Annotated in this window: 25 protein-coding genes; 14 read left to right on the top strand and 11 right to left on the bottom strand. The window is 66.3% G+C overall.

Features of this window, described 5'->3' with window-relative positions; translation table 11 throughout:
* Positions 1-175: 175 nt before the first annotated feature.
* The 3 genes from ACIBW7_RS02305 to ACIBW7_RS02295 all read right to left on the bottom strand — a co-directional run bounded on the left by ACIBW7_RS02305 (position 176) and on the right by ACIBW7_RS02295 (position 2440).
* Positions 176-943 carry a glycerophosphodiester phosphodiesterase gene (locus ACIBW7_RS02305; protein ID WP_397043252.1) on the bottom strand — a complete coding sequence of 256 codons (768 nt, stop codon included), beginning with the start codon at positions 941-943 and terminating at the stop codon, positions 176-178.
* Entirely contained in the window at positions 940-1974 is a 1035-nt protein-coding gene (locus ACIBW7_RS02300) for a DUF4328 domain-containing protein (protein ID WP_397043250.1), read from the bottom strand. Before ACIBW7_RS02300 ends, ACIBW7_RS02305 begins: the two co-directional genes overlap by 4 nt.
* A gap of 94 nt (positions 1975-2068) precedes the next feature.
* Complete coding sequence (locus tag ACIBW7_RS02295) at positions 2069-2440, bottom strand: rhodanese-like domain-containing protein (protein ID WP_397043248.1); 372 nt, start codon at positions 2438-2440, stop codon at positions 2069-2071.
* A 528-nt stretch (positions 2441-2968) separates the two neighbouring features.
* On the opposite strand from ACIBW7_RS02295, the gene ACIBW7_RS02290 reads away from it, so the two are divergent.
* Positions 2969-3580, top strand: a complete 612-nt coding sequence (locus ACIBW7_RS02290) for a hypothetical protein (protein ID WP_397043246.1) — start codon at positions 2969-2971, stop codon at positions 3578-3580.
* Positions 3581-3625: 45 nt separating this feature from the next.
* Here ACIBW7_RS02290 and msrA read toward each other — a convergent pair whose 3' ends face one another.
* The gene (gene msrA, locus ACIBW7_RS02285; protein ID WP_397043244.1) at positions 3626-4333 is read right to left on the bottom strand and encodes a peptide-methionine (S)-S-oxide reductase MsrA; all 708 of its coding nucleotides are present in this window, start codon (positions 4331-4333) and stop codon (positions 3626-3628) included.
* Between the two features lie 205 nt (positions 4334-4538).
* Between msrA and ACIBW7_RS02280 the strand changes: the two genes are divergently transcribed.
* The 3 genes from ACIBW7_RS02280 to ACIBW7_RS02270 all read left to right on the top strand — a co-directional run bounded on the left by ACIBW7_RS02280 (position 4539) and on the right by ACIBW7_RS02270 (position 7081).
* Positions 4539-5162, top strand: coding sequence for a superoxide dismutase (locus ACIBW7_RS02280; RefSeq protein WP_040685719.1), 624 nt, complete (start codon positions 4539-4541; stop codon positions 5160-5162).
* Positions 5163-5333: 171 nt separating this feature from the next.
* Positions 5334-5861 (top strand): peptidase, encoded by a 528-nt coding sequence (locus ACIBW7_RS02275; protein ID WP_397043241.1) that lies wholly within the window; start codon positions 5334-5336, stop codon positions 5859-5861.
* A gap of 497 nt (positions 5862-6358) precedes the next feature.
* Entirely contained in the window at positions 6359-7081 is a 723-nt protein-coding gene (locus ACIBW7_RS02270; RefSeq protein WP_397043239.1) for a TMEM165/GDT1 family protein, read from the top strand.
* 130 nt (positions 7082-7211) lie between these two features.
* Here the strand turns inward: ACIBW7_RS02270 and ACIBW7_RS02265 are convergent, their stop codons facing one another.
* Complete coding sequence (locus ACIBW7_RS02265; RefSeq protein WP_397043237.1) at positions 7212-7886, bottom strand: TetR/AcrR family transcriptional regulator; 675 nt, start codon at positions 7884-7886, stop codon at positions 7212-7214.
* Between the two features lie 38 nt (positions 7887-7924).
* Entirely contained in the window at positions 7925-8812 is an 888-nt protein-coding gene (locus ACIBW7_RS02260; RefSeq protein WP_397043235.1) for an SDR family NAD(P)-dependent oxidoreductase, read from the bottom strand.
* A gap of 217 nt (positions 8813-9029) precedes the next feature.
* On the opposite strand from ACIBW7_RS02260, the gene ACIBW7_RS02255 reads away from it, so the two are divergent.
* Entirely contained in the window at positions 9030-9797 is a 768-nt protein-coding gene (locus tag ACIBW7_RS02255; RefSeq protein WP_364350959.1) for an SDR family NAD(P)-dependent oxidoreductase, read from the top strand.
* A 62-nt stretch (positions 9798-9859) separates the two neighbouring features.
* Here the strand turns inward: ACIBW7_RS02255 and ACIBW7_RS02250 are convergent, their stop codons facing one another.
* The 4 genes from ACIBW7_RS02250 to ACIBW7_RS02235 form a co-directional block, all read right to left on the bottom strand.
* Positions 9860-10678 (bottom strand): class I SAM-dependent methyltransferase, encoded by an 819-nt coding sequence (locus tag ACIBW7_RS02250; RefSeq protein WP_397043233.1) that lies wholly within the window; start codon positions 10676-10678, stop codon positions 9860-9862.
* A 91-nt stretch (positions 10679-10769) separates the two neighbouring features.
* Positions 10770-11252, bottom strand: a complete 483-nt coding sequence (locus ACIBW7_RS02245) for an N-acetyltransferase (protein ID WP_327094741.1) — start codon at positions 11250-11252, stop codon at positions 10770-10772.
* Between the two features lie 246 nt (positions 11253-11498).
* On the bottom strand, positions 11499-13454 hold the full coding sequence (gene htpG / locus ACIBW7_RS02240) for a molecular chaperone HtpG (protein ID WP_397043230.1): 1956 nt from the start codon (positions 13452-13454) through the stop codon (positions 11499-11501).
* Between the two features lie 21 nt (positions 13455-13475).
* Positions 13476-15233, bottom strand: a complete 1758-nt coding sequence (locus ACIBW7_RS02235) for a TM0106 family RecB-like putative nuclease (RefSeq protein WP_397043227.1) — start codon at positions 15231-15233, stop codon at positions 13476-13478.
* Positions 15234-15625: 392 nt separating this feature from the next.
* On the opposite strand from ACIBW7_RS02235, the gene ACIBW7_RS02230 reads away from it, so the two are divergent.
* The 9 genes from ACIBW7_RS02230 to rraA all read left to right on the top strand — a co-directional run bounded on the left by ACIBW7_RS02230 (position 15626) and on the right by rraA (position 21120).
* A complete protein-coding gene (locus ACIBW7_RS02230; RefSeq protein WP_397043225.1) occupies positions 15626-16276 on the top strand; it encodes a DUF6474 family protein in 651 nt (216 codons plus the stop codon).
* An 8-nt stretch (positions 16277-16284) separates the two neighbouring features.
* The gene (locus ACIBW7_RS02225; protein ID WP_397043223.1) at positions 16285-16824 is read left to right on the top strand and encodes a hypothetical protein; all 540 of its coding nucleotides are present in this window, start codon (positions 16285-16287) and stop codon (positions 16822-16824) included.
* A gap of 42 nt (positions 16825-16866) precedes the next feature.
* Complete coding sequence (locus ACIBW7_RS02220; protein ID WP_397043221.1) at positions 16867-17526, top strand: YcnI family protein; 660 nt, start codon at positions 16867-16869, stop codon at positions 17524-17526.
* Complete coding sequence (locus ACIBW7_RS02215) at positions 17523-18077, top strand: copper resistance protein CopC (RefSeq protein WP_397043219.1); 555 nt, start codon at positions 17523-17525, stop codon at positions 18075-18077. The genes ACIBW7_RS02220 and ACIBW7_RS02215 overlap by 4 nt, the downstream gene beginning before the upstream one ends.
* A gap of 13 nt (positions 18078-18090) precedes the next feature.
* Positions 18091-19029 carry a CopD family protein gene (locus ACIBW7_RS02210; RefSeq protein ID WP_397043217.1) on the top strand — a complete coding sequence of 313 codons (939 nt, stop codon included), beginning with the start codon at positions 18091-18093 and terminating at the stop codon, positions 19027-19029.
* A 57-nt stretch (positions 19030-19086) separates the two neighbouring features.
* Positions 19087-19545, top strand: a complete 459-nt coding sequence (locus ACIBW7_RS02205; protein WP_397043216.1) for an SRPBCC family protein — start codon at positions 19087-19089, stop codon at positions 19543-19545.
* 44 nt (positions 19546-19589) lie between these two features.
* Positions 19590-19970, top strand: a complete 381-nt coding sequence (locus ACIBW7_RS02200; RefSeq protein ID WP_397043214.1) for a DUF5313 family protein — start codon at positions 19590-19592, stop codon at positions 19968-19970.
* A gap of 63 nt (positions 19971-20033) precedes the next feature.
* Positions 20034-20399, top strand: a complete 366-nt coding sequence (locus ACIBW7_RS02195) for a DUF5313 family protein (RefSeq protein ID WP_063044103.1) — start codon at positions 20034-20036, stop codon at positions 20397-20399.
* A gap of 253 nt (positions 20400-20652) precedes the next feature.
* Positions 20653-21120, top strand: a complete 468-nt coding sequence (rraA, locus tag ACIBW7_RS02190; RefSeq protein ID WP_397044144.1) for a ribonuclease E activity regulator RraA — start codon at positions 20653-20655, stop codon at positions 21118-21120.
* 4 nt (positions 21121-21124) lie between these two features.
* On the opposite strand, the gene ACIBW7_RS02185 is transcribed toward rraA, so the two are convergent.
* On the bottom strand, positions 21125-21346 hold the full coding sequence (locus ACIBW7_RS02185) for an RNA-binding S4 domain-containing protein (RefSeq protein ID WP_040685709.1): 222 nt from the start codon (positions 21344-21346) through the stop codon (positions 21125-21127).
* Positions 21347-21548 lie beyond the last annotated feature (202 nt).

The raw sequence follows: 21548 nt of genomic DNA, 5'->3' as shown, positions 1-21548 counted from the left end.
CCCTGGTGTCTCGCGTCCGAGTCGTCGAGACTCGCGCCTGCGGCGCATGCGCTTCGACGACTCGGACGCGAGACGGGCCGCGAACGGTCGCTCGCAAGACTCGCTCCGATGGGGTCGCCCGTGCGGGTCGTCAGCCTCGGATATGCGCTCGCCCAGCGGTGGAAACCGATTCGACTCAGGCAGCCGCGAGCAGGGCCTTCGTGCGGGCCGGGTGGTTGGTGGCCACCCAGCTGACGCCCAGGTCGGCGCACAGGCGCACATCGTCGGGATCGTCCACCGTCCAGCAGTAGGTGGCGCGGCCGGCGGCGGCGGCCTTGTCGACCAGGTCCGGATGTTCGCGCAGGGTTTTCACCGAGGGACCGACAGCGGTCGCGCCGACCGTGGTCGCGGCGCTGCCGCCCAGGTAGCGCGATGATTCACCGAGCAGGACCGTCGGCAGCAGCGGTGCGGAACGGCGGATCCGCCAGACCGCGGTGGCCGCGAAGGACATGACGACCGCGCGGGAGTGATCGGCGGAGGCGGGGGTGGCGATGCCGAAGCGCTGGAGTTCGGCGAGCAGCTTGTTCTCCACCAGCGCGCCGTAGCGCACCGGATGCTTGGTCTCGATGAACAGCTTGGTCGGTCTGCTGCGCCAATCCAGTACCAGCTCGATCAGTTCGCTGAGGGTGAGTACCGATGCGGGTGCGCCGTCGGCCCCGAAGTCGAGTCCCGCGAGTTCGTCCAGGGTCATTTCGCTGACCAGTCCGGTGCCCGACGAGGTCCGGTCGACGGTGCGGTCGTGCACGCAGACCAGATGTCCGTCCCTGGTCAGCCGGACGTCACACTCCACGCCATCGGCGCCCTCTTTCAGCGCTAGTTCATACGCGGCGAGCGTATGTTCCGGGAGCGCCGCCGACGATCCCCGGTGCGCGACGACGAACGGTGCGCGACTGCCCTGGCTCACTTGGCCAAAACCTCCTCGTGCTCACGGTGCGGTGTACTTGTTTCGAGCGCGACGGGCTCAGGCTGTTTCGACGCGCCGCCGCCCGGCTGCACCGGTTCGATGACGGGCACCGCCGGATCGACGGCGATCACCCACCGGCGCGCAATCCTGGTGCGGCCGAACAGATCCCGGCCCGCCATCGACCGCTGCACCCAGAGAGTCAGCATCGCGACCGCGGCCGCGACCAGGTCGGTGAACGCGGTGAACAGCACGCTGTCCGCCTTGGCCTGCAGGGTATCCGCGGTCCGCCACAGCAGTGCCGCCACTGCGCAGCCCGCGCCGAGCACCCACCCCACCCACCAGATGCGCACGACCCGCAGCGTCCGCGGATCCGGACGCACGGCGACCGTCTCGGTGAGAAATACACCGGGCCACAACAGATTCACCACCGGTATCAGACAGCCGAGTGCAAGCGTTCGTACCAAGCGCGGGTCCCGGCGGCCGACCGCAGCGAAGGCGGCCCGACGCGTTTCGATCAACCAGCCGAGCATCGCAATCGCGGTGATCAACCCGAGCGCGAGGCCGACCAATGCCGAAAGCCACACCATGGCATCGGAGATGTGCAGCAACCACGACGGAATCAGCCGGGTGCGGTTGCGCAACAGGATCAGATAACGCCCGAGTTCGGCGCAGGCGGCGACCGCGAAAACCGCCGCGGTCGCGATGAGTAGCGCACCTGCCCTATTCGTCAGCCGGTCCAGCGGCCGTTGTGGCGCAGGCGCGGACTCGACCGGCGGATCCAATAGGCCCCAGCGCGGAATCTGCTGGTAGCGCGGTGTTTCCACCGACGGCCGCGGCCGACCGGAGCTCAACTTGCGGGTGCGCTGATCAGGACGGCGGGCCACCCAGCGGTAGTTTCGCCGCTCCGCGGGGGCGTCGATGGGCGCCGGTGACAAGAGCACGCCACGGCAGCGCGGGCACCAGTGCATCGGCGTCGTCTGCACGGCCCAGCGCGCGCCACAGCGCGCACAAGGTTGTACCACCGCACTCACGGTGTCTCCCTTGCGGCATGCCCGGGCCCTCCGTGGTTACGCAGGCTGCCGCCTCCAGGCCTGACGTTCATGCCGCGTGCCCCTCTCTCTTGCCTCAGTAGATCTTCGCCTGGTGATCGCCGTCCGCAACCAATGGTCGACCCACCCGCTGCCATGCCACCATGCCACCACTGACATTGACCGCGTCGTATCCGATGTGCGCCAGGTACTTGACCACTTCGATGGAACGGCCGCCCTGGCGGCAGATCACATACAGCTGGGCGTCGTAGTCCAGCTCGTCGACGCGGGCGGGCACGTCGGCCATCGGAATGTGGATCGCCCCCGGCGCATGTCCGAGCTGCCATTCGTCGTCCTCGCGCACGTCGAGCAGAATCGCCGCCGGGGCCTCCGCCGCGATACGCTCGGTCTTGTCGAATTCGTCCGGTACGGCTTCCACCGGCACCGACGACACTTCGGGGCTCGTCACGCTTCGATCCTGCCATGGGTGGCGCAGCACGGGGGAGTTCCGGCCCCGCTATGCCGGTGACCCACAGGCACTTCACGGCCTCGACATCGGCACGTTACCTCGGGTATGTTCTGTCCTTCTGGATCCTGTCCGATGCCCCGCTCCAGGGCCGCTTGTGCATATCTCGGTCGAAGTTATCCACATAATCCACAACTTGATCCACAGGGCACAGCTATCTAACAGCACACCAATCACAGACTTCGACTATCAAGAAGCTATCGGTCTACTAGGGCTGATGTGCCGACCCCGGATCGAACGGGCGATACCGAGAGGTTGCTGGAGCAGGTCGCGGTACGAACGACCGATCCGAGACTCCCCTCCTTGCCATCCCGGAGCGGTCATTCGCCGCTGCTTCGGGATCTGAGGCTGTGCAGGTCCCGATATCTACTTGGACGCCGCTGATCGCCGATCGGTTCCCCAAAAAAACCAGAACACCAGCGAATAACTGAAATACCGGGTTCCCGCAGGTGCTGTCGGTAGCCTGGATGCATGAACGTGAGCAGGGGGCTACTCGACGGAATGGAAACAACAGCACTCAACACAGCACTCTCCGAGGCCACATGCCTAGGCGTGGAGGTCGATACCGCGAACGCGCAACTGAGCATCGACCTGGAGGTATTGACGCTTCCGGCCGAGGGTCCCGCGCCCGAGGACTATCGCGTGAAGTTGACATTCACCGGTGTCGGTCGAGTCGCGGCCTCACTACGCATTCAAGAGTGGGACGACGTGGCGGCCAGGGTGCTGCCGCTACAGCTGGACAAACTGGACGCGGCCATCCGCAGCTTCGGCGGCGGTCGACTGCACGGCTGGGAATTCATCGACGTGGACGAAAGTGGCTGGGTGCACTGGAGTGAACTGCTCAGCTTCGACACCCGGATCGACTCTCACGCCACCACCCACGTCATCGAGTTCTCCCAGGAGGAGGGCATCGACCCGCGCGAACTCGATGTGCGGGTGTGGTTCGACGACATGACGATTCACGACGCCAATGGCACCGAAATCCCGCTGAAGGAATTCATCGCGGGCGGGGTGCGCTGGTGGAAAGCGCATGACGCGGGCGATCCGCGGACCATGCGCGCCGGAATCGTGCCGCAGCTGTAGTGCACTTCGAACCGCACACCCGGTCACCGGGTGTGCGGTTGTGTTTCAGGCACCCAAACCGACCGGACAGCTGACGCCGGTGGCGTGCACGGGGCAGTAGCCGCCAGGATTCTTGGCCAGATACTGCTGGTGGTAGCTCTCGGCGAAGAAGAACTCGGGCAGCGCCCGCAGCGGATCCGTGCCGCCCTGTCCGGGCAGTTCGGTGATCTCCGTGGTGATCTCGCCGTATCCCGCGGTGGCAAGCCGCTCACCGAAGGTCTGTGCGGTGCTGTGCGCGAGCCGCGCCTGCGCCGCGTCGACGGTGAAGAGCGCCGAGCGGTACTGGGTGCCGCGATCATTGCCCTGCCGCATGCCCTGGGTCGGATCATGGTTCTCCCAGAACCGGCGCAGCACATCGGCGTATTCGATGACGTTCGGATCGAAGACGATCAGCACCGCCTCGGTATGGCCGGTGCGCCCACTGCACACCTCTTCATAGGTCGGGTTCCGGGTATAGCCCCCGACATACCCGACCGCGGTCGTGAAGACGCCGTCGAGTTGCCAGAACTCCTGTTCCGCACCCCAGAAACAACCCATGGCCACCACCGCGACCTGCAGACCTTCCGGAAATGGCGGATGGATCGGCCGACCGTTCACATAATGGTTATCCGAGACCAGTATCGGGTCGGGACGACCGGGCAGCGCTTGCTCCGGCGTCACCATCGCTGGCTCGGGAAGACGGACCCGTCCGACTAGTTCGTCGTACCAGGACATGGTTCGATGCTACGCGTGGAACCTCGCCCGAACACAGCGTTCACGGCGGGGTGCACAGCAACTACAGGCCCACCGATCACGATCCGACGAGCCCCACGGAATGTGGGGGGACCGGGTCAGGTTGGAACCGACCGGGTGTACGAATGATGGTTGGGTGTGCTCGAAGACGCGGGCGCACCCGGCCCGACATTAGGAAAGGGACATCGTGGCTGAGTACACGTTGCCAGATCTGGATTACGACTACAGCGCCCTGGAGCCCCATATCTCCGGGCAGATCAACGAGATTCATCATTCCAAGCACCACGCTGCCTATGTCGCCGGCGTCAACACCGCGTTGGAGAAGCTCGAGGCCGCACGCGAGGCGGGCGACCACGGCGCGATCTTCCTGAACGAAAAGAACCTGGCCTTCCACTTGGGCGGCCACGTCAACCACTCGATCTGGTGGAAGAACCTGTCCCCCAACGGTGGTGACAAGCCGGTCGGCGAGCTGGCCGCCGCGATCGACGACCAGTTCGGTTCGTTCGACAAGTTCCGCGCGCAGTTCACCGCCGCGGCCAACGGCCTGCAGGGCTCCGGCTGGGCGGTGCTCGGCTATGACACCCTCGGCCAGAAGCTGCTGACCTTCCAGCTCTACGACCAGCAGGCCAACGTGCCGCTGGGCATCATCCCGCTGCTGCAGGTCGACATGTGGGAGCACGCCTTCTACCTGCAGTACAAGAACGTCAAGGCGGATTATGTGACCGCGTTCTGGAACGTCGTCAACTGGGAGGACGTGCAGGAGCGCTTCGCGCGCGCCGTCGGCCAGGCCAAGGGCCTCATCTTCGGCTGAGCTTTTCCCGCCTGCGAGCCCGCGAACCGACCGGTTCGCGGGCTTGTTGCGTTCATCGTGTCCGATTAGCACTCTTTGGTACTTGTGTGCCAACTGAGTTTTGGCGCATCCTCGAGAATCCACAGTTCGAGGACGGGCAAAGCCGCCCCCGGTTCGATCACGGGAGGCATCATGCATACGAACGGACCCATCGGCATCACGCCGTTCCAGGCCCGCGGATCGCTGCGGGGGTTCGTCATCTCCGGACGTTGGCCCGACACCACCATGGAATGGGCACAGGTACTCGTGCTCGCCGTGCGGGTGGCCTCGTATCCGGGACTGTTGACGACCTCGACCGTCTTCGGTGTGCGCGAGGAGCTACCGGATGATCCGGCGCCGGGCACCGTCGGGCTGGTCCTCGCCGAGGGACCGGTGCTCGGTGACCAGGCGCTGGAACCCGGCCGGTTCGCCGATCATGTGCCGCCGGCGCTGTTGATGTTGCATCCGCCCTCGGAGACCCGGCCGTCGCTGCCGGAATGTGTCGGCGTGGCATCGGGTTGTGTGCTCCTGCCCGGCGTTCCGCATCTGGGGCTGGAGCATCGGGCAGCATGGGCGGAGGCCGAATCCGACGGCACCGTCACCTCTTTGGTGAGCCGGGTCGGACTGGATCCGATCAGCGATCCGGACACCGCGGTTCTGGCAATGCTCCTGGCCGCCTGAACCACTCTTCGCCTAGCCGGGCCCACCTCGCACCTTGTGCGAGGTGATCCGGCTGCGCCGAGCGAGCCGCGGCAATCGGACGGCATCTTCGGGGAGGTCCGTCCGGTGCCGAGCAAGCCCGGGTAGTAGGTCGCGACCGGGTGCGCTGATTGCCAAGGGCTAGCTCATTTCTGGATAAGCGCGGGCTGCCGGATCTGTGAGGACACCCGAAACTCGACGGTTGGATTACCAAACTTATTGTGCGCATTGCGATTTCGATTACAGCGGCTTGGCGTGAGGATGGCGGCGGGGGTACAGTCGATAGCAGCGAAGGGGAGTAGCCCGCAATCGCGCTGTCGACATACTGGTCCGCCGCCTCACAAGGGCGCGGACCCGGCCGCGTGAACCGGCGTAGATCCGGTGGGCGAGACCTTCGGCCGAGACAACCATTTCGTTGTCGGCCGGAGGCGTAACCCGATCCCCCGGCCGGCAGGCCGGAGCCCGGGAGTGCAGACCACATGATCGCGACGATATTGCTCAGCGTCGGAATCGTCTTTCTTGCCGAGTTGGGTGACAAGTCCCAGCTGATGGCGTTGACGTTCGCGCTGCGCTACCGCTGGTGGGTGGTGCTCGGCGGCATTGCGACCGCGAGTGCGGCGGTGCATCTGATCTCGGTCGGTGTCGGCTATTTCCTCGGTGCCGCGCTGCCCACCCGGGCCATCGCACTGGTCGCCGCGCTCACCTTCCTGGCCGTGGGCCTGTGGACCCTGCGCGAACATTTCGGCCGCGCTGATGCCGAGGCCGAACCCAAGCCGCCGCGTTCGACGACCGCGCCCTTCTTGGTGGTTCTCTCGGCCTTCCTGCTCGCCGAACTCGGCGACCGGACCATGTTCGCCACCGCGGCCCTGGCCACCGACAACAGCTGGATCGGCGTGTGGATCGGCTCCACCATCGGCATGGTCGCCGCCGACGCGCTCGCCATCGCCGCGGGCATCCTGGTCGGCAAGCATCTTCCGGAACATGTCATCGGCATCTGTTCCGGCCTGCTGTTCCTCTACTTCGGCACCGCGAGCCTGCTCGCCGCCGCCCTCCCAGACCTCGGCATACTCACCGGCGGCGCACTCGCCACCCTCGCCCCGGCCACAGCGGGCATTGCCCTGCTGATTCGATCGCGTCGCGGGCGCCGAAATCCGGAACGCATCCCGAACGATCCGGCACCTGAAGCCGACAGGGTGCGCTGACCGGTCACGCTCCCAGCCCGTCCTCCGGGAGGTACCTCCACCCGGCTTGCCGTTGGACGGCATCGGCCCGGGCTGCACGCCGCCGAGCGCAGCGAGCGGCCCACGCGCGGACGGTCCCGCCCGTCGGCGCTCAGGCCCGCACTTCGGATTGACGCAGCATCGCCTCGCCGTAGAGATCACCGCTGCGGCGCACCAGGTCGAGCAGGGGTTCACGGAGGGCTCGGAGGCCGGGAAGGTCGTCGATGGCTACGCGGGCAGTGACCATGGCGCTGACGGCGGCGGCGAGGGTTTGGCAGGCGAAGCGTTGTTGGTCGGTGCGCGCGTCGAGGACGTCGGCGATCATGGCGACGAATGATTCCTGCAGTTGGGCGCGGCGGGCGACCGCTTTCGAACCCACCGCGTAGACCTCGACGAGGTAGAGGTGGGCGTATGCGGGTTCGGCGATGAGCCCGTCGAAGTAGGCCTCGAGGATGCGCCCCATCCGATCGGGATCGGCCGGGTTGGTGGCATCCCGCGCATCGCCGCTCATCGCATTCGCGATATTCGCGATCAGCAGTTCGACGGCCCGCTCGTAGGCGGCCTCGAAACAATCCTCCTTGGAACGGAATTGCTCGTAGAAGGTCTCCCGCGAAACCCCGGCCCGCTTCAGGATGACCGCGACCGAGGTCCCGACGTATCCGTTCTCGACCATGGCCTCGGCCATCGCGCTCAGGATCCGCTCGCGTTGCGAGGCGATCACCTCCTCCCTCGGCAGGCCGTGTCGCCCCCGCGGGAGTTGGCGTGCGCTGCTTGCGGATTCGGTCATTCAGTGGCTCCGAGGGTCGGGCGGGCGCGGTATCCGGCTTACGCCGGTCGCTCCATTTTGCGGGGTCTGGCCGGTTGGTCGGTGGTGAAGGGCGCCTCTTCGGTGCGCGCGATCTCCAATGCCCGCGCCACCCCGCGCCGCAGCGCGACATCGATGACCCGCTGGGCGATCGGCCGGAACGGCAGCGCCACCGCCACCCACCACGGCGATACCACCTGACGTTTGCGCCGGGCGATGGCGCGCTCGACCACATCGATCGCGGGTCCGAGCGGGGCGACTCCCGACACCGTGGACCGGCCGAGAATGGCCCGCGCGGCGGCGGTGCCGAAGCCGCGCGCGGTCATATCGGTATCGAGTTCGGCGAAATATGCGACCCCGACCTTCGCGCCGGTATGCCTGACCTCGTGCCGCAACGTATTACCGAGCGCCTCCACTCCGGCCTTCGACGCGCTGTATGCCCCGACCAGCGGCAGATTCACCGCGGCCGCCAGCGACGAGATGACCAGCGCATATCCGTCCGGATGGCAGATGTGCGGTCCGGCGGCGCGCAGCGTGTAGTAGACGCCGAGCACATTGACCGCCAGCGTCTCCTCCATGACCGCCGGATCCCCGCCGAGCAGCGCCAATTGTTTGGCAACCCCGGCGTTGGCCACCACCACATCCAGCCCGCCGAGTTCGGTGACCAGCGTGCTCACCACCCGCTCCACCTGCCGGTGATCGGCGATATCGCAATAGCGCCACGGCGCGTCCCCGCATTCGTGCGCCACCTCCGCGAGCAGATCCGCCTCCAGCCCGAGCAGCGCTACCTTCGCCCCTTTCGCGTGCAACTGCCGCGCCAGTGCGGCGCCGATACCGCGCGCCGCGCCAGTGATCAGAATCCGGCGCCCCGCGACGGACGCGGCGGAAAACAGGGGCCCACCCGTCACCCGGCCACCATCCCTGATCGAATCGCTTCGCGATGCTGCATAGCTGCGACGATACCAGCCGCGAACACACATGTTCGCAAATAATTTTCCGTTTATCCGACAGTGCTATGCAAGGCGGGCATCGGGTGCGAGGGAGCCGTGATCGGCCTCTCATACGGAACCGGTTAGGGTGCAATTGACGAAGGGCCAACTGGCTGTCACGAACGAGAGGACCATCGTGGAGATTTCGGGTTCCGCCGCCATCATCACCGGAGGCGCATCCGGCCTCGGCGCCGCCACTGCCAAGCGTTTCGCCGATCTGGGCGCAACCGTCTTCGGACTCGACGTACCCCAATCCATCGAGCGCGCCGGGGATAACGTGCCCGACGGCGTCACCCTCATCCCCGCCGACGTCACCAGCAACGACGAGGTTGCCGCCGCCGTCGCACAGGTCGTCGAATCCGGTGCGCCGCTGCGCATCGTGGTGAACTGCGCCGGTGTCGGCTGGGCCGGACGCATCCTGTCCAAGAACGGCCCGCACGATCTGGAGCTGTTCCGCACCGTCATCACCGTCAACCTGCTCGGCACCTTCAATGTGATGCGCCTGGCCGCCGACGCGATCGCCAAGACCGAAACCGTCGACGAATACGGCCAGCGCGGCGTGATCATCAACACCGCGTCGGTCGCCGCATTCGAGGGCCAGATCGGCCAGATCGCCTACTCGGCCTCCAAGGGCGGCGTGCACGGCATGACCGTCCCGGCCGCGCGTGACCTGGCCCAGTTCGGCATCCGTGTGAACACCATCGCTCCCGGCATCATCGACACCCCGATGCTCGCCGGTGTCACCGAGGAGTACCGCAAGGGCCTCGAGGCCGGTGTGCCGTTCCCGTCGCGCCTGGGCCGCCCGGACGAGTACGCGCAGCTGTCGCAGTACATCGTCGAGCACGACTACCTCAACGGCGAGACCATCCGCATGGACGGCGCCCTGCGCATGGCTCCCCGCTAAAGCGTCTGCGCCGCAAGGCAACTACGCCCCGTCATCGGCTGGATGGCGGGGCGTTTCGGCTGTCAAGGGGTCGGTTTGTGGCCGATCCCGAGGAATGCCGTGGTGGACAGGGGTTTGTTCGGGCGGTAGTTGACGGCGAGGTAGGCGCGCATCAGGGCGACGCGGTCGGCCCACACCTGCTCCCCGACGGTGCGGCGCATCAGCAGCAGCGGGGCGCTGCTGCGCATCATGGTCTCCCATATCCCGTCGGAGTTGGCGAAACCGATCGTGCTGGTGTGGCGTTGGATGCTCACCCCGGCGAAGCCCGCGGTGCGCATCTCGGTCGCGAAGACCTCGGGATTTTCCAGGTTGAGGAAGCTCGGTTGGGGTTCGGAAATGGTCGGATCGGCGGCGGCGAAGGCGCCGAACATCATTCGCATGAGCGTCGATTCGGCCACCGGCGCCCAACTCGATACCACGGCGGTGGCACCGGGACGCAGGACCCGGAACAATTCTGCGAAGCCCTTGGCCCGATCCGGAAAGAACATCAGCCCGAACATCGAGAAACCGGCATCGAAGCTGTCGTCGTCGAACGGTAGCGCCTGCCCGTCCCCCACCCGCGTTTCGATATTGGTAAGCCCGGCTGCGCGGGCGTCCTCGGTGAGTCGCTGGATCATCGGCTCGGAGAAGTCGATGGCCGATACCTGTGCCACACGTTCGGCGGCGGGCAGACTCAGCGTGCCGGGCCCCGCCGCGACATCGAGAATCTGTGATTGCGCCGAAAGGCCGGCCAGTTCTAGTGCGCGAGCGGAGAAAGGCGCCATGATCGCGGGTCCGAATTCGGCATATCCGTCGGCGACGAGATCCCACGGCTCAGCGGCGGCAAGCGGGTTACCAGACATCAGCTGACGATCCTTTCGACCGTCCAAGGCTAACCGGGCAGTACCCCCGGCACCTACCAACTCCGGCCGATCTCGCTGTGCGCCAAGCGGATCAGATCTTGCGTTCGAAGGTGATCAGGTGATGGCCCGGTCCGTTGTAATCACGCACCGGTCCGGCAACGGTGAAGCCCAGATGCCGGTGGAAGCCGATCGACGCGTCATTGCCGGGCGCGGTGATCGCCTTCACGATGTGCCGGTCATTCGCCCTGGCGATCGCGAAGAACCGCTCGTACAGCTCGCGCGCGAGGCCGCTCTTGCGGGACTGCGGATCGACGCCGACGAAGTGGATGTAGGCCTCATCGGATTCCGACGGCGAGAGGAAGCCGATCAGGAATCCGGCCAGCCATTCGGTCGGCTCCCGCCATCCGGCGCCGGGCACCTCGGCGACCAGGCTGGTTCGGTAGAAATGATCGAGGAACAACCTGGGCAGGTGCGGTAACACCGAGCGTCCCCACCAGTCATCGATGACGGTGGCGATGGCGTCGTAGTCATCGGCACGTGCGGCCCGGATGACCGGCCCGTTCGCATTCGGCACGTTAGCTAGCCCCGCCTCCCCGCATATTCAAGCCAGATCAAGTGCCACGATAGTCGCGTTGGCGCCCAGCGGTGAATCGGTGCAGGGCTTAGCCCGTCCCCGATGAGTTACCCATGTGCCACGGAAATCAGTTGTCTTATCCGACGCCGTTGCGGGCGTCGCAGACCTAGTGAGCGGCTCACACAGGTTGGAACCTATGTGAGCCGCTCACTGGTTATGTGTCCCCCATTCTTGGCAGGTCGACCTTCAGAGCGTGCGGGTCAGGCGCTCGGTGAGGATCTGGGCGAAGCGGGCCGGATCCTTCAGCTCACCGCCCTCGGCGAGAACCGCTGTGCCGTAGAGCAATTCGGCGGTCTCGGTGAGTTCGGGAACCTTGCCCGCATCGGCGTCGTCCCGGCGCGTGTCGTAGGCGTCGCGCAGACCGGTGACCAGCGGGTGGGTCGGGTTGAGCTCGAGGATCCGCTTGGACTCGGGCACCAGCTGACCGGAGGCGCGGTACATGCGCTCCAGCATCGGGGTGAAGTCGAAAACATCACCGACGAGGCAGGCCGGCGAGGTGGTGAGCCGGTTGGTCAGGCGCACCTCCTTGACGTTGTCCAGGGTCTTGCCGAGCCAGTCGAGCAGTTCGGCGAAGTCCTTGTCCTGCTGTTCGCGCAGCGATTCGGTGGCCTTCTTCTCCTCCTCGGTCTCCAGATCGACCTCGCCCTTGGCGATGGACTGCAACGGCTTGCCGTCGAATTCGGTGACCGAACCGACCCACATCTCGTCGACCGGATCGGTCAGGATCAGCACCTCGCGCCCCTTGGCCTTGAAGGCCTCCATATGCGGGGAGCTTTCGACCTGCTGGCGGGTCTCGCCGGTCATGTAGTAGATGGCGTCCTGGCCGTCCTGCATCCGCTCGACGTAGGCGGCGAGGGAGGTCAGCTCTTCCTCGGAGTTGGTCGAGGCGAACGAGGAAACCTGCAGCAGCGTCTCGCGGTTGTCGAAGTCCGAGAGCAGGCCCTCCTTGAGGACGCGCCCGAACTCCTTCCAGAACGTCTGGTATTTCTCCTGATCCTCCGCGCCCTGCAGCTCCTTGACCGTCGAGAGCACCTTCTTCACCAGGCGCTTGCGGATCATCTGGATCTGCCGGTCCTGCTGCAGGATTTCCCGGGAGACATTGAGCGACAGGTCCTGCGCGTCCACCACACCCTTGACGAAGCGCAGGTATTCCGGCATGAGCTCTTCGCAGTTGTCCATGATGAACACCCGCTTGACATAGAGCTGCACACCGCGCTTGTGCTCGCGGGTGAACAGGTCGAACGGTGCGTGCGACGGAATGAACAGCAGTGCTTGATACTCGAAGGTGCCCTCGGCCTTCATCGGGATGATCTCCAGCGGATCGTCCCAGCCGTGGCTGACGTGCTTGTAGAACTCCTTGTACTCCTCATCGCTGACCTCGCTCTTCGGGCGGGTCCACAGCGCCTTCATGGAGTTGAGGGTCTGCTCCTCGAGAATCGTCTTCTCGGTCTTCTCCTCACCCTCACCCTCGGTGACGGTCCGCTCGACCTGCATGCGGATCGGCCAGGCGATGAAGTCCGAGTACTTCTTGACGATCTCGCGGAGCTTCCACTCCAGGGTGTAGTCGAAGAGGTGGTCGTCCTCGTCCGGGGTCTTGAGATGCAGCGATACGGCGGTGCCCTGCGGGGCCTCGTCGAGGGTTTCGATGGTGTAGGTGGAGCTGCCCGCGGCCGACTCCCAGCGGGTGCCCTCGGCCTCGCCCGCCTTGCGTGTGGTCAGGGTGACTTTATCGGCGACCATGAAGGTCGAATAGAAGCCGATGCCGAACTGGCCGATCAGCTCCTCGGCGGCCGCCTCGGATTTCGCCTCGTTCAGTTTCTTGCGCAGCTCCGCGGTGCCGGATTTGGCGAGGGTGCCGATCAGATCGACTACCTCGGCGCGGGACATGCCGATGCCGTTATCCCTGACGGTCAGGATCCGGTTGTCCTTGTCGACCTCCAGCTCGATATGCAGATCGGCGGTGTCGACGTGCAGATCCTTATCGCGGAAGGACTCCAGCCGCAGCTTGTCCAGCGCGTCGGAGCCGTTCGAGATCAGCTCCCGCAGGAACGTGTCCTTGTTGGAGTAGACCGAATGGATCATCAGCTCGAGCAGCTGATGGGTTTCTGCCTGGAACTCGAGTTGTTCGACGTGCTCTGTCACGTCGCGATGGTACCGCCGCGGCTATCCGACATCCGCCGACATCTGCCCGAAGTCGGCCAAGCCGGGCACCTCGATGTCGGCGCGATGGGGATCATCCGCCCGTGTGGGCCGCGGATGCATCCATTCGCGCAGCACCATCGTCGCCCGCACATCGTCCTCGTTGTACTCGAGCAGCCGGGTGCGCTGACTCAGCTCGGGTTCGCCCTCGTAGCCGACGGCCAGCCGATACCAGCTCATCGACGCCTCACCGCCCGCCTCGGGATCGCGCCAGGAGAACCCGGCCACCGGCGCGATCTTCTTGAGCCCCTTGCCATTCGGGCAGATGAACTGATCGGAGACGGCCTGGAACATATCGACCCACTGCGGTCCGTCGACAAAGGCGCGCACCTGATCGACTGTGGGCACCCCGGGCCTACCCGCGAACCGGCGCGCCGATTCGTAGAGCCATTTGTCCTCGGCGGTACGCGAATAGCAGTAGGCGGCGAAGGTTTTCCCGGCCGCGACGGCCTCGGCGCGCACCGTCATCAGCCAGGTCCAGAACTCGCCGAAGGAGCGGCCCTCATCCTCGGTCGGCAGCGGATCCCAGGTGACGAACGGGCGGTACACACCGTCGAGCAGCGTGCCCCACAGATACGCGCCGTACTCCTGGAAGCTCTCCAGATCGACATCCACCTCGACATCGGCCCGGCGCACCCAGACCCGCTCGACCCGGCGCACCAGCGGCGCGCCCGCGAGCCAGGCGCGGGCGGTCACCACGGCCTCGTCGAACGGGCCGTGCTGCCAGTCCTCCGGATCGTCGCCGACCCAGGCGGCCAGATCGTCGATGGTCTCGACGCCGTGTCCGCGCAGCACCTCCGCGCGGGAACCGGGCGCGACCAGGCTCACATCCCGGTGCTCGATCAGCCAGCCCTCGCAGCTCTGACCCGCGACCTGCGCCTCGTCGGCGGGCGCCTTACGCGTCCACCACGGGCACTGGCGGCACTCGGGCACCTTCGACGGAACCGTCGGCAACTCCCCGCGCACCACTGCGATTCGATCGGCATAGCGCCGGTCGTAATCGGCGAGCAGCGGGCCGAGATCATGCACCAGGATGCGGTCGAAGTGGTAGCCGATCACGCCGCCGACCAGCGCCGGACTGGCCAGACCATGCCGCTGCAGCATGCGGTACAGATGCGCGAGCCGCTGTTGATCGCGGGGCTGCTGGCGCAGTTTGCGATTCGGATCAGGTTGCGGATCCCAGTGATACGGATCGGAGGTGGTCGGGTGGAAATCAGCCGGTTCGGGCTGGCGCGGGTCGGTGACCTTGTGATTGACCACGATGACCGGGATGTAGCCGCCGCGATCGCGGTCACGCAGCAGGATCTCCGAACCGCCGCGGCGGCCGGTATCCGGTTCCTGCGGCAGCAGTCCGCCCCAGATGTGTTGTGCGCCTTCGGCACACGCGCGCATGGTGGCCGCGGCCCGCTCCCCCGCGCGCAGCGTCGGATCGATCACCACCCAGTTGTCCGGATCCGCGGCGATCAGCGCCTCACGCACCCGGGTGCGATGCGCGGTCGCGGCCTCCCGGCGCTGACGGACCCCGGCATCCTCGATCACCCCGGTCAGCAGGTTCGGATGCGCGGCATTCAAATGCAATCGGTGCCGACATCCGATCAATGCTCTGGCATCGACGAATGCGGTCGGCTCGGCGGGTATCGACGCAGTACTCACCTCGGCCTGCCGCTCGTCGGCTACGCCTTCGTGATTGCGACCGTCGCGGTCACCGCTGCCCGAATACACATACGCAGTATGGTCCAGACCCCTGACAACTCTGCGAACCGCATGACACGACCTACTGCGGGGGACTGGTGAATCGGTAGTAGGGGGCACCGAATGATTCGCTATCAACCCGACCCGCTCGGACCGAGTCCGCAGAGCGACGTTCGCGGCCCGTCTCAGGGCCGAGTCACCGAAGCGTGTGCACCGCAGGCGCGAGTCGCGACGGCACCGCGAGCGACTGCTTGCAGGTCGCGAAAGGGTCGGCGGCGAGACGCCAGGGGAACGAACACCCAGCGCTGTAGGCGCGGCAATATGACACAGGCTAGGGTACTTGCGACACGTGTGACATGGGCGGACGAGCGTTCCCCGACGTCGTACTGCCAATTGCGAACGAGCATCACGGAGGGCCTTCGATGGGGTTGTTCACGAAGCGCAAGCGGCGGCCGAGCCGCAGGGCCGAGGCGAAGGCCCTCAAGCACAAAGCCACCATGGAGGCGAAACTCGGCGCCAAGAACGACCGCAAGGCCCGGCGCGCGGAGGCCCGCACCCAGAGCAAGGTCGCCAAGGCGCAGATCGCCACACTGCAGGCCGAGGAGAAGGCCGCACTGAAGGTGGCCGCCAAGGCCGAGCGGGATCCGTTCACCGCGAGCCAGGTGCGCAAGTACCTCGGTGTCGCCCGGGTGCTGGTGCCCGTACTCGCACCGCTGGCCTACCGCGCCGCGACCTACATCCGCGGCCGTATCGATACCCGTCGGGCGCATCAGCTCGGCATCGGCGTCGAACAGCTGGGTGATTTCAGCGGCCACGGCGGTCGGCTGCAGGCGCGGATCTCCAATACCGAAGCCGCCCTTGACAAGATCGGCACGCAGTCCAGCGACAAGGCGGGCAAGGGCGAGACGCAGAAATTCGTCGCCGCCACCCAGGATCGACTCGGCAATCTGACCGCCGCCATCCGGACCGCGGAGCAGATGCCGGCACCGCGTCGTCGCGCCGTACACGCGTCGATCTCGAGCGAGCTGTCCGGTATCGAGGCGGACGTCTTGGCGCGCCTCGGCGTCAGCTGATCCATCCGATGTCTCCCGGCCAGCCCTCCGGCAGCCCGCGCGGCTGTCTGGTCGGCGGCATGGTCGCTGCGCTCGCCATCGCCGCACACGGTGCGGCGGGTGGCGGATTTCCGGATTCGGCCGAATCCGCACTGCTGCTGCTTGTTTCGGCGTTGACGGGTTTGGCCGCGGGACGGCTGCACCGGGGCGCAATCGGGCATTGGGCCGTGCTCGGTCCGCTCGCGCTCGGACAGCTCGCCGGACATGCGGTGCTATCCGGTCTGATCGACCACACCCATAGCCACACCGCCGTACCGCAACTCGACCCATACCTGCCCACGGGCTGGATGTTGTCGGCGCACCTGATCGCGACGCTCGGCTGCGTCGCACTGATCTTGCTGGCCGAGCGGCTCTATGCGTTGGCGTCCAGCGTCATCCGCGCGGTTTCCGCAGCCGGATCACCGCTCGGGGTCACTCGCCCGGTCCGCTGGTCCGATCCGATTCTCCGGCACTACCGCTTTCATCCGAACGGCGCGATCGGTCCGCGCGCCCCACCGGTGTCGGCCTGACCCGCCACACCCAAACCCCTTCGGACAGAAAGCACTTCACCCATGCGTACGCAGATCACGCGCGCCTGCACGGCGGTCGCCGCCGCCGGTTTCGTTCTCCTCGCGGGCGGCACCGCCTCCGCACATGTCACCGCCGACGCACCCGGTGCGACACAGGGCGACTACTCGGTGATCACCTTCAAGGTCCCGACCGAATCCGAGACCGCGAACACCACGGCGCTCACCGTCGCTCTGCCCAACCTCAAGAGCGCCCGCACCGAACCCATCCCGGGTTGGAGCTCCAAGGTCGACCGCAATGACAAGGCCGAGGCCACCTCGGTCACCTGGACCGCCGATCCCGGCACGCCCGGTGTCCGCCCCGGCCAGTTCCAGCGCTTCGTCCTCTCGGTCGGCCCGCTGCCGACCCAGGACGAGGTCAGCTTCCCAGCCACCCAGACCTACAGCGACGGCAAGGTCGTCAAATGGGATCAGCCGATGGGCTCGGACGGTTCCGAACCCGAGCATCCGGCACCGACACTCACCCTCGCGACCGCCACCGGCGACGGCCATGACGGCCACCACGCCGGCAGTTCGGCCGCCGCGTCGGAGAAGGCGAAGGACACCGACAACACCGCGCGCTGGCTCGGCGGCATCGGACTCGCGCTCGGCCTGCTCGGCGTCGCGCTCGGTCTGGGCAATGTGATCCGCGGACGCCGGGCATGAGTGGCACCGCCATGCGTCGCACGGTCGCCGGGCTGGTCGCAGGACTGCTCTTGCTGGGGATGGGTGCGCTCGCGGCCGGACCGGCGGCGGCCCATTCGACGCCGGTCAGCAGCGTGCCCGCCGACGGCGCGAGCATCGAAACCGGTCCGGAGCGGGTGAGCATCACCTTCAACGAGCCGCTGCAGGAAAGCTTTCCGGCACTCACCGTGGTGGGTCCGGACGGGAATCTGTGGTCCAAGGGCGATCCGAAAGTGGACGGCCCGACCGTGAGCGTCGCGGTCGGCGAACTCGGCCCGACCGGCGTGTACAAGATCGGGTACCGGGTCACCTCTGCCGACGGTCATCCGGTCAAGGGCGAGCGGACCTTCACCCTCACCAAGGCGGGCAACGGGACACCAGGCCCGAAGGCCGACAGCCAGCACAACTCCGGTGGCAGTGACGATTCCGGCGGAATTCCGCTGTGGGTCTTCGTCATCGGCGCGGTCGTCCTGTTCGGCGGTGGTCTGGCCTTCGCCCTGCTCGGCGGCAGGAGCCGCAAATCACAGCGGTGAGAAGAGCACACGGGTGAACAAGGTGCAGCGGACGACCGGCGGCGGAAATGCGCAAGCGCTGCTGCTGGTCGTCCCGGCCGGGCTGCTCGGGGTGGCGCTCGCGCTGATCCTGGCTGTCCCGGCCCCCGCGCAGACCGAGAGCGTCATCAGGGTGCTGGCGGACTGCACCGGAGCCACCGTGCTCGGACTGGCCGCATTGCCCCGACTGCACGATCGGCTCCGGCCGCCGTGGCGGGTGCTCACGGTACTGGCCGGGATCTGGTGTGTCACCGAATTCACAGTGCTCGTCTTCGAGGCGGCCGCCGTTGTCGGCGTGCCCGTCGGCAAGCTCAGCGCCAGGCAGTTCGGCAATTTCCTGGTCGAGATCAGCGGCGGTCAGGTCGGTATCGCGGTACTGATCGGCAGCGGTGCGGTCGCCTGCTATTCGGCGATGGCGTTCCGGCGACCGGAGACCGCGTCGGCCGATCTGGTGCTGGTCTTCGCCGCGGTGGCGCTCGCGCTGCGGCCGATCACCGGACATATGTCGCAGCAGCCGTTCGGCTCGGTGCTCGCGGCGGTGCATGCGCTGGCGGCTGCGTCCTGGTTCGGGCTGCTGGTCGCGCTGGCGCTGGTGGTGCGCACCCGTGGTGAGTGGGCGGTGACGCTGCCCCGGTATTCGGCGGTGGCGCTGCCGCTGGTCGGCATCGTCACGGTCACCGGCCTGGTCAACGGGCTGGTACGAGTCGGCGGGATCGCCCCGTTCGTGACGACCGGCTACGGCCGCATTCTGCTCGCGAAAACCCTTGTGCTGGTTGCGTTGCTGGCGCTGGGCTGGTGGTGGCGACGGACCTGGGTACCGCAGGCGACCGGACATCGAATGCCCGCCGAATCCTCACTGCGGCGCGCGGTCGTCGAGGTGGCGGTCATGGCCGTGGCCTTCGGACTGGCCGCGACTCTGGCGGTCACCGCCTGACGCTTGCAAATGCAAGCACCTGCGGCCGGGCTGTTAGCAACCCGTTACAGTTGTGCCATGACCGAGGTGAAGATCGTCGAAGACTGTGTGGCATCAGCCGAAACAGCCTTCGCGTATGTCAACGACTACCGGAATCTGTCGCGTTTCATCACCGAGGTCCAGGACTTCACGCCGATCACCGATCAGGTCGAGGGCGTCGGCGCGACCTTCGACGGCACCATCAAACTCGGTCCCGCCGCGCTGCATTCGCGCCTGCAGGTCGTGCGGTGGGAAGAGAACTACGCGATCGCGGTGAAGTCGATCAAGGGTTTCGAAATCGAATCCACCTTCCTGTTCCACGCCAAGGGCACCGATAACTGCACGGTCGACGCGATCGTCGACTATCGCGTGCCGGGCGGAATCGCGGGCAAGGTGCTCGGCAAGACCATCGAGCCGTTCGTGAAGCTCGCCGTCAAACACTCCACGCACAACCTGACCACCCAGATCGCCGAATTCCACGCCAGCAGGCAGGGCTAGCCAGAACTTGTCCGAGCCCATCCGGCCGGAGGATGCTGTGCACTATGGCTGACCGCACGACACCGACATTTCCGCAGCGCGTCGCCTACATCTGCGGGCGCACGCTGCCGGAGTCGATGTCGGCGTGGGTGGTCGAGGATCTCACCGGCCCCGGTGCGGCACGGCGCTACCTGATGCGCTTCCTCATTCCGATGATTCCGGTGTTGAGCCTGTTCCTGCTGGTACCCGGACCGAAATGGATGGGCCTGGCGATGATGGCCCTGCTGTATCTGCCGCTGATCTATTTCACCGCGGCGCTGATGTACGTGTATCGCAGGGCGCGTCTGGTCAAGCACGGCCTCGATCCGGCACTGGCAGACTCCGCGTCCAGGAAGCGCGCGGAGACCGAGCGGCTGGCCTATGAACGCCGCCACGGTCGCGCTTGAATTCGGCTGCCGAATATTCGCCGAACCTGGCGGTGGCGCATCTCACAGGCATAGCCTGAACATATGAAGCGCCCCACGTTAGGCCAACGGATCGCTTACGATCTCGGCCGCGAGCTCCCCGAGGAGCTGCACGAGTGGGTCATCCACGACCTCGTCGGGCACGGGGCCATGGAACGCTACCTCGTCCGCTTCCTCGTACCGTTCATCCCGTTCTTCGCGCTGTGGTTGCTGTTCCCCGGCCCGATGGGGTTGAAGATCGGCATGATCGTCATGATGATCGTGCCGCTGATCGTGTTCACGGTTTCGCTCAGTTACGTCTGGCGGCGGTTCCGGCTGAGCCAACACGGCATCGATCAGGGGTGGATCAACCACAACAAGATGCGCGAAACCGAGCGGATGAAATACGAGATGCATTACGGGCACCGCTAGCGACCGGATCGGCAGCGCGCGTCGGTGAATGCTGACCATCGGCATCCAGGCGACCACGACGGAGCGAGTCTTACCAGCGAGGAGTTCGCGGCCCGTCTCGCGTCCGAGTCGTCTGAGCGCATGCGACGAAGTCGCGAGTCTCGACGGCGCCGCTAGCGACTGGTTGCAGGTCGATCGAAATGGTCGGACGCGAGACACCAGGGGCCGCGAACACGCCGTGCCGCAGGCGCGGCAGAATGTCACCGTGAACACTATTGCCACCGCGGACCTCGCCGACGAGATCGGCCCCGAAATCCGTAGCTGCGATACGCAGTTCATCCAGTTCGGCGGGCGCGCGGAGTTCTCCGGACGGATCACCACGATCCGCTGCTTCCAGGACAACCTGCTGGTCAAGCAAACGCTGGGCGAGCCGGGTAATGGCGGCGTGCTCGTCGTCGACGGCGGCGCCGGCGTGCACACCGCTCTGGTCGGCGACATCATCGCCGGACGCGGTGTGGCCAACGGCTGGTCCGGCGTCATCGTCAACGGTGCGGTGCGCGACTCGGCCATCCTGCGCACGCTCGATATCGGCATCAAAGCGCTGGGCACCAACCCGCGCAAGAGCACCCAGACCGGCTCGGGCGACCGCGATATCCCGGTCGAATTCGGCGGTGTCACCTTCGTGCCCGGCGATATGCTCTACAGCGACCACGACGGCATCGTGGTCCGTGCCGAAGACTGAGCGACTAGACCGCCGCCACCCTGGCCCGGTGACCGGCGATGGCCACAATGTCGCCGACATGCAATTGCCGTCCGCGCCGCAGTTCCACCTCCTCGTTCACCCGTACCAGACCCGCGGCGATCACGGTCTTGGCCTCCGATCCGGAATCGATCAGATTGGCCAGCTTGAGGAACTGACCGAGTCGAATGACGTCGTCATCGATCGGCACATCGACTGCATCGGACATGGGATACATCCTTACTCCGTCGCCGTCGAACCGGAAATCCAACCCCCACTCGCGGTGTTCGCGACGGCCCCGGAGGCGGTAGCGCGGCGTAACCACGGAGGGACCCGTGAACACCGCAAGTCGGATACAGCACGACCGACCCGCATGAATGACGCGCCGATTACCGACATGCCCGGGTGGCCTTCGAGCACCACTACCGCGG

It is taken from the genome of Nocardia sp. NPDC049526 (assembly GCF_044465765.1).
In the GTDB taxonomy this organism is placed as follows: Bacteria; Actinomycetota; Actinomycetes; order Mycobacteriales; family Mycobacteriaceae; genus Nocardia.
Note: the sequence above shows the minus strand (reverse complement) of the source record. Positions and strands in the feature narration are given on the sequence as shown.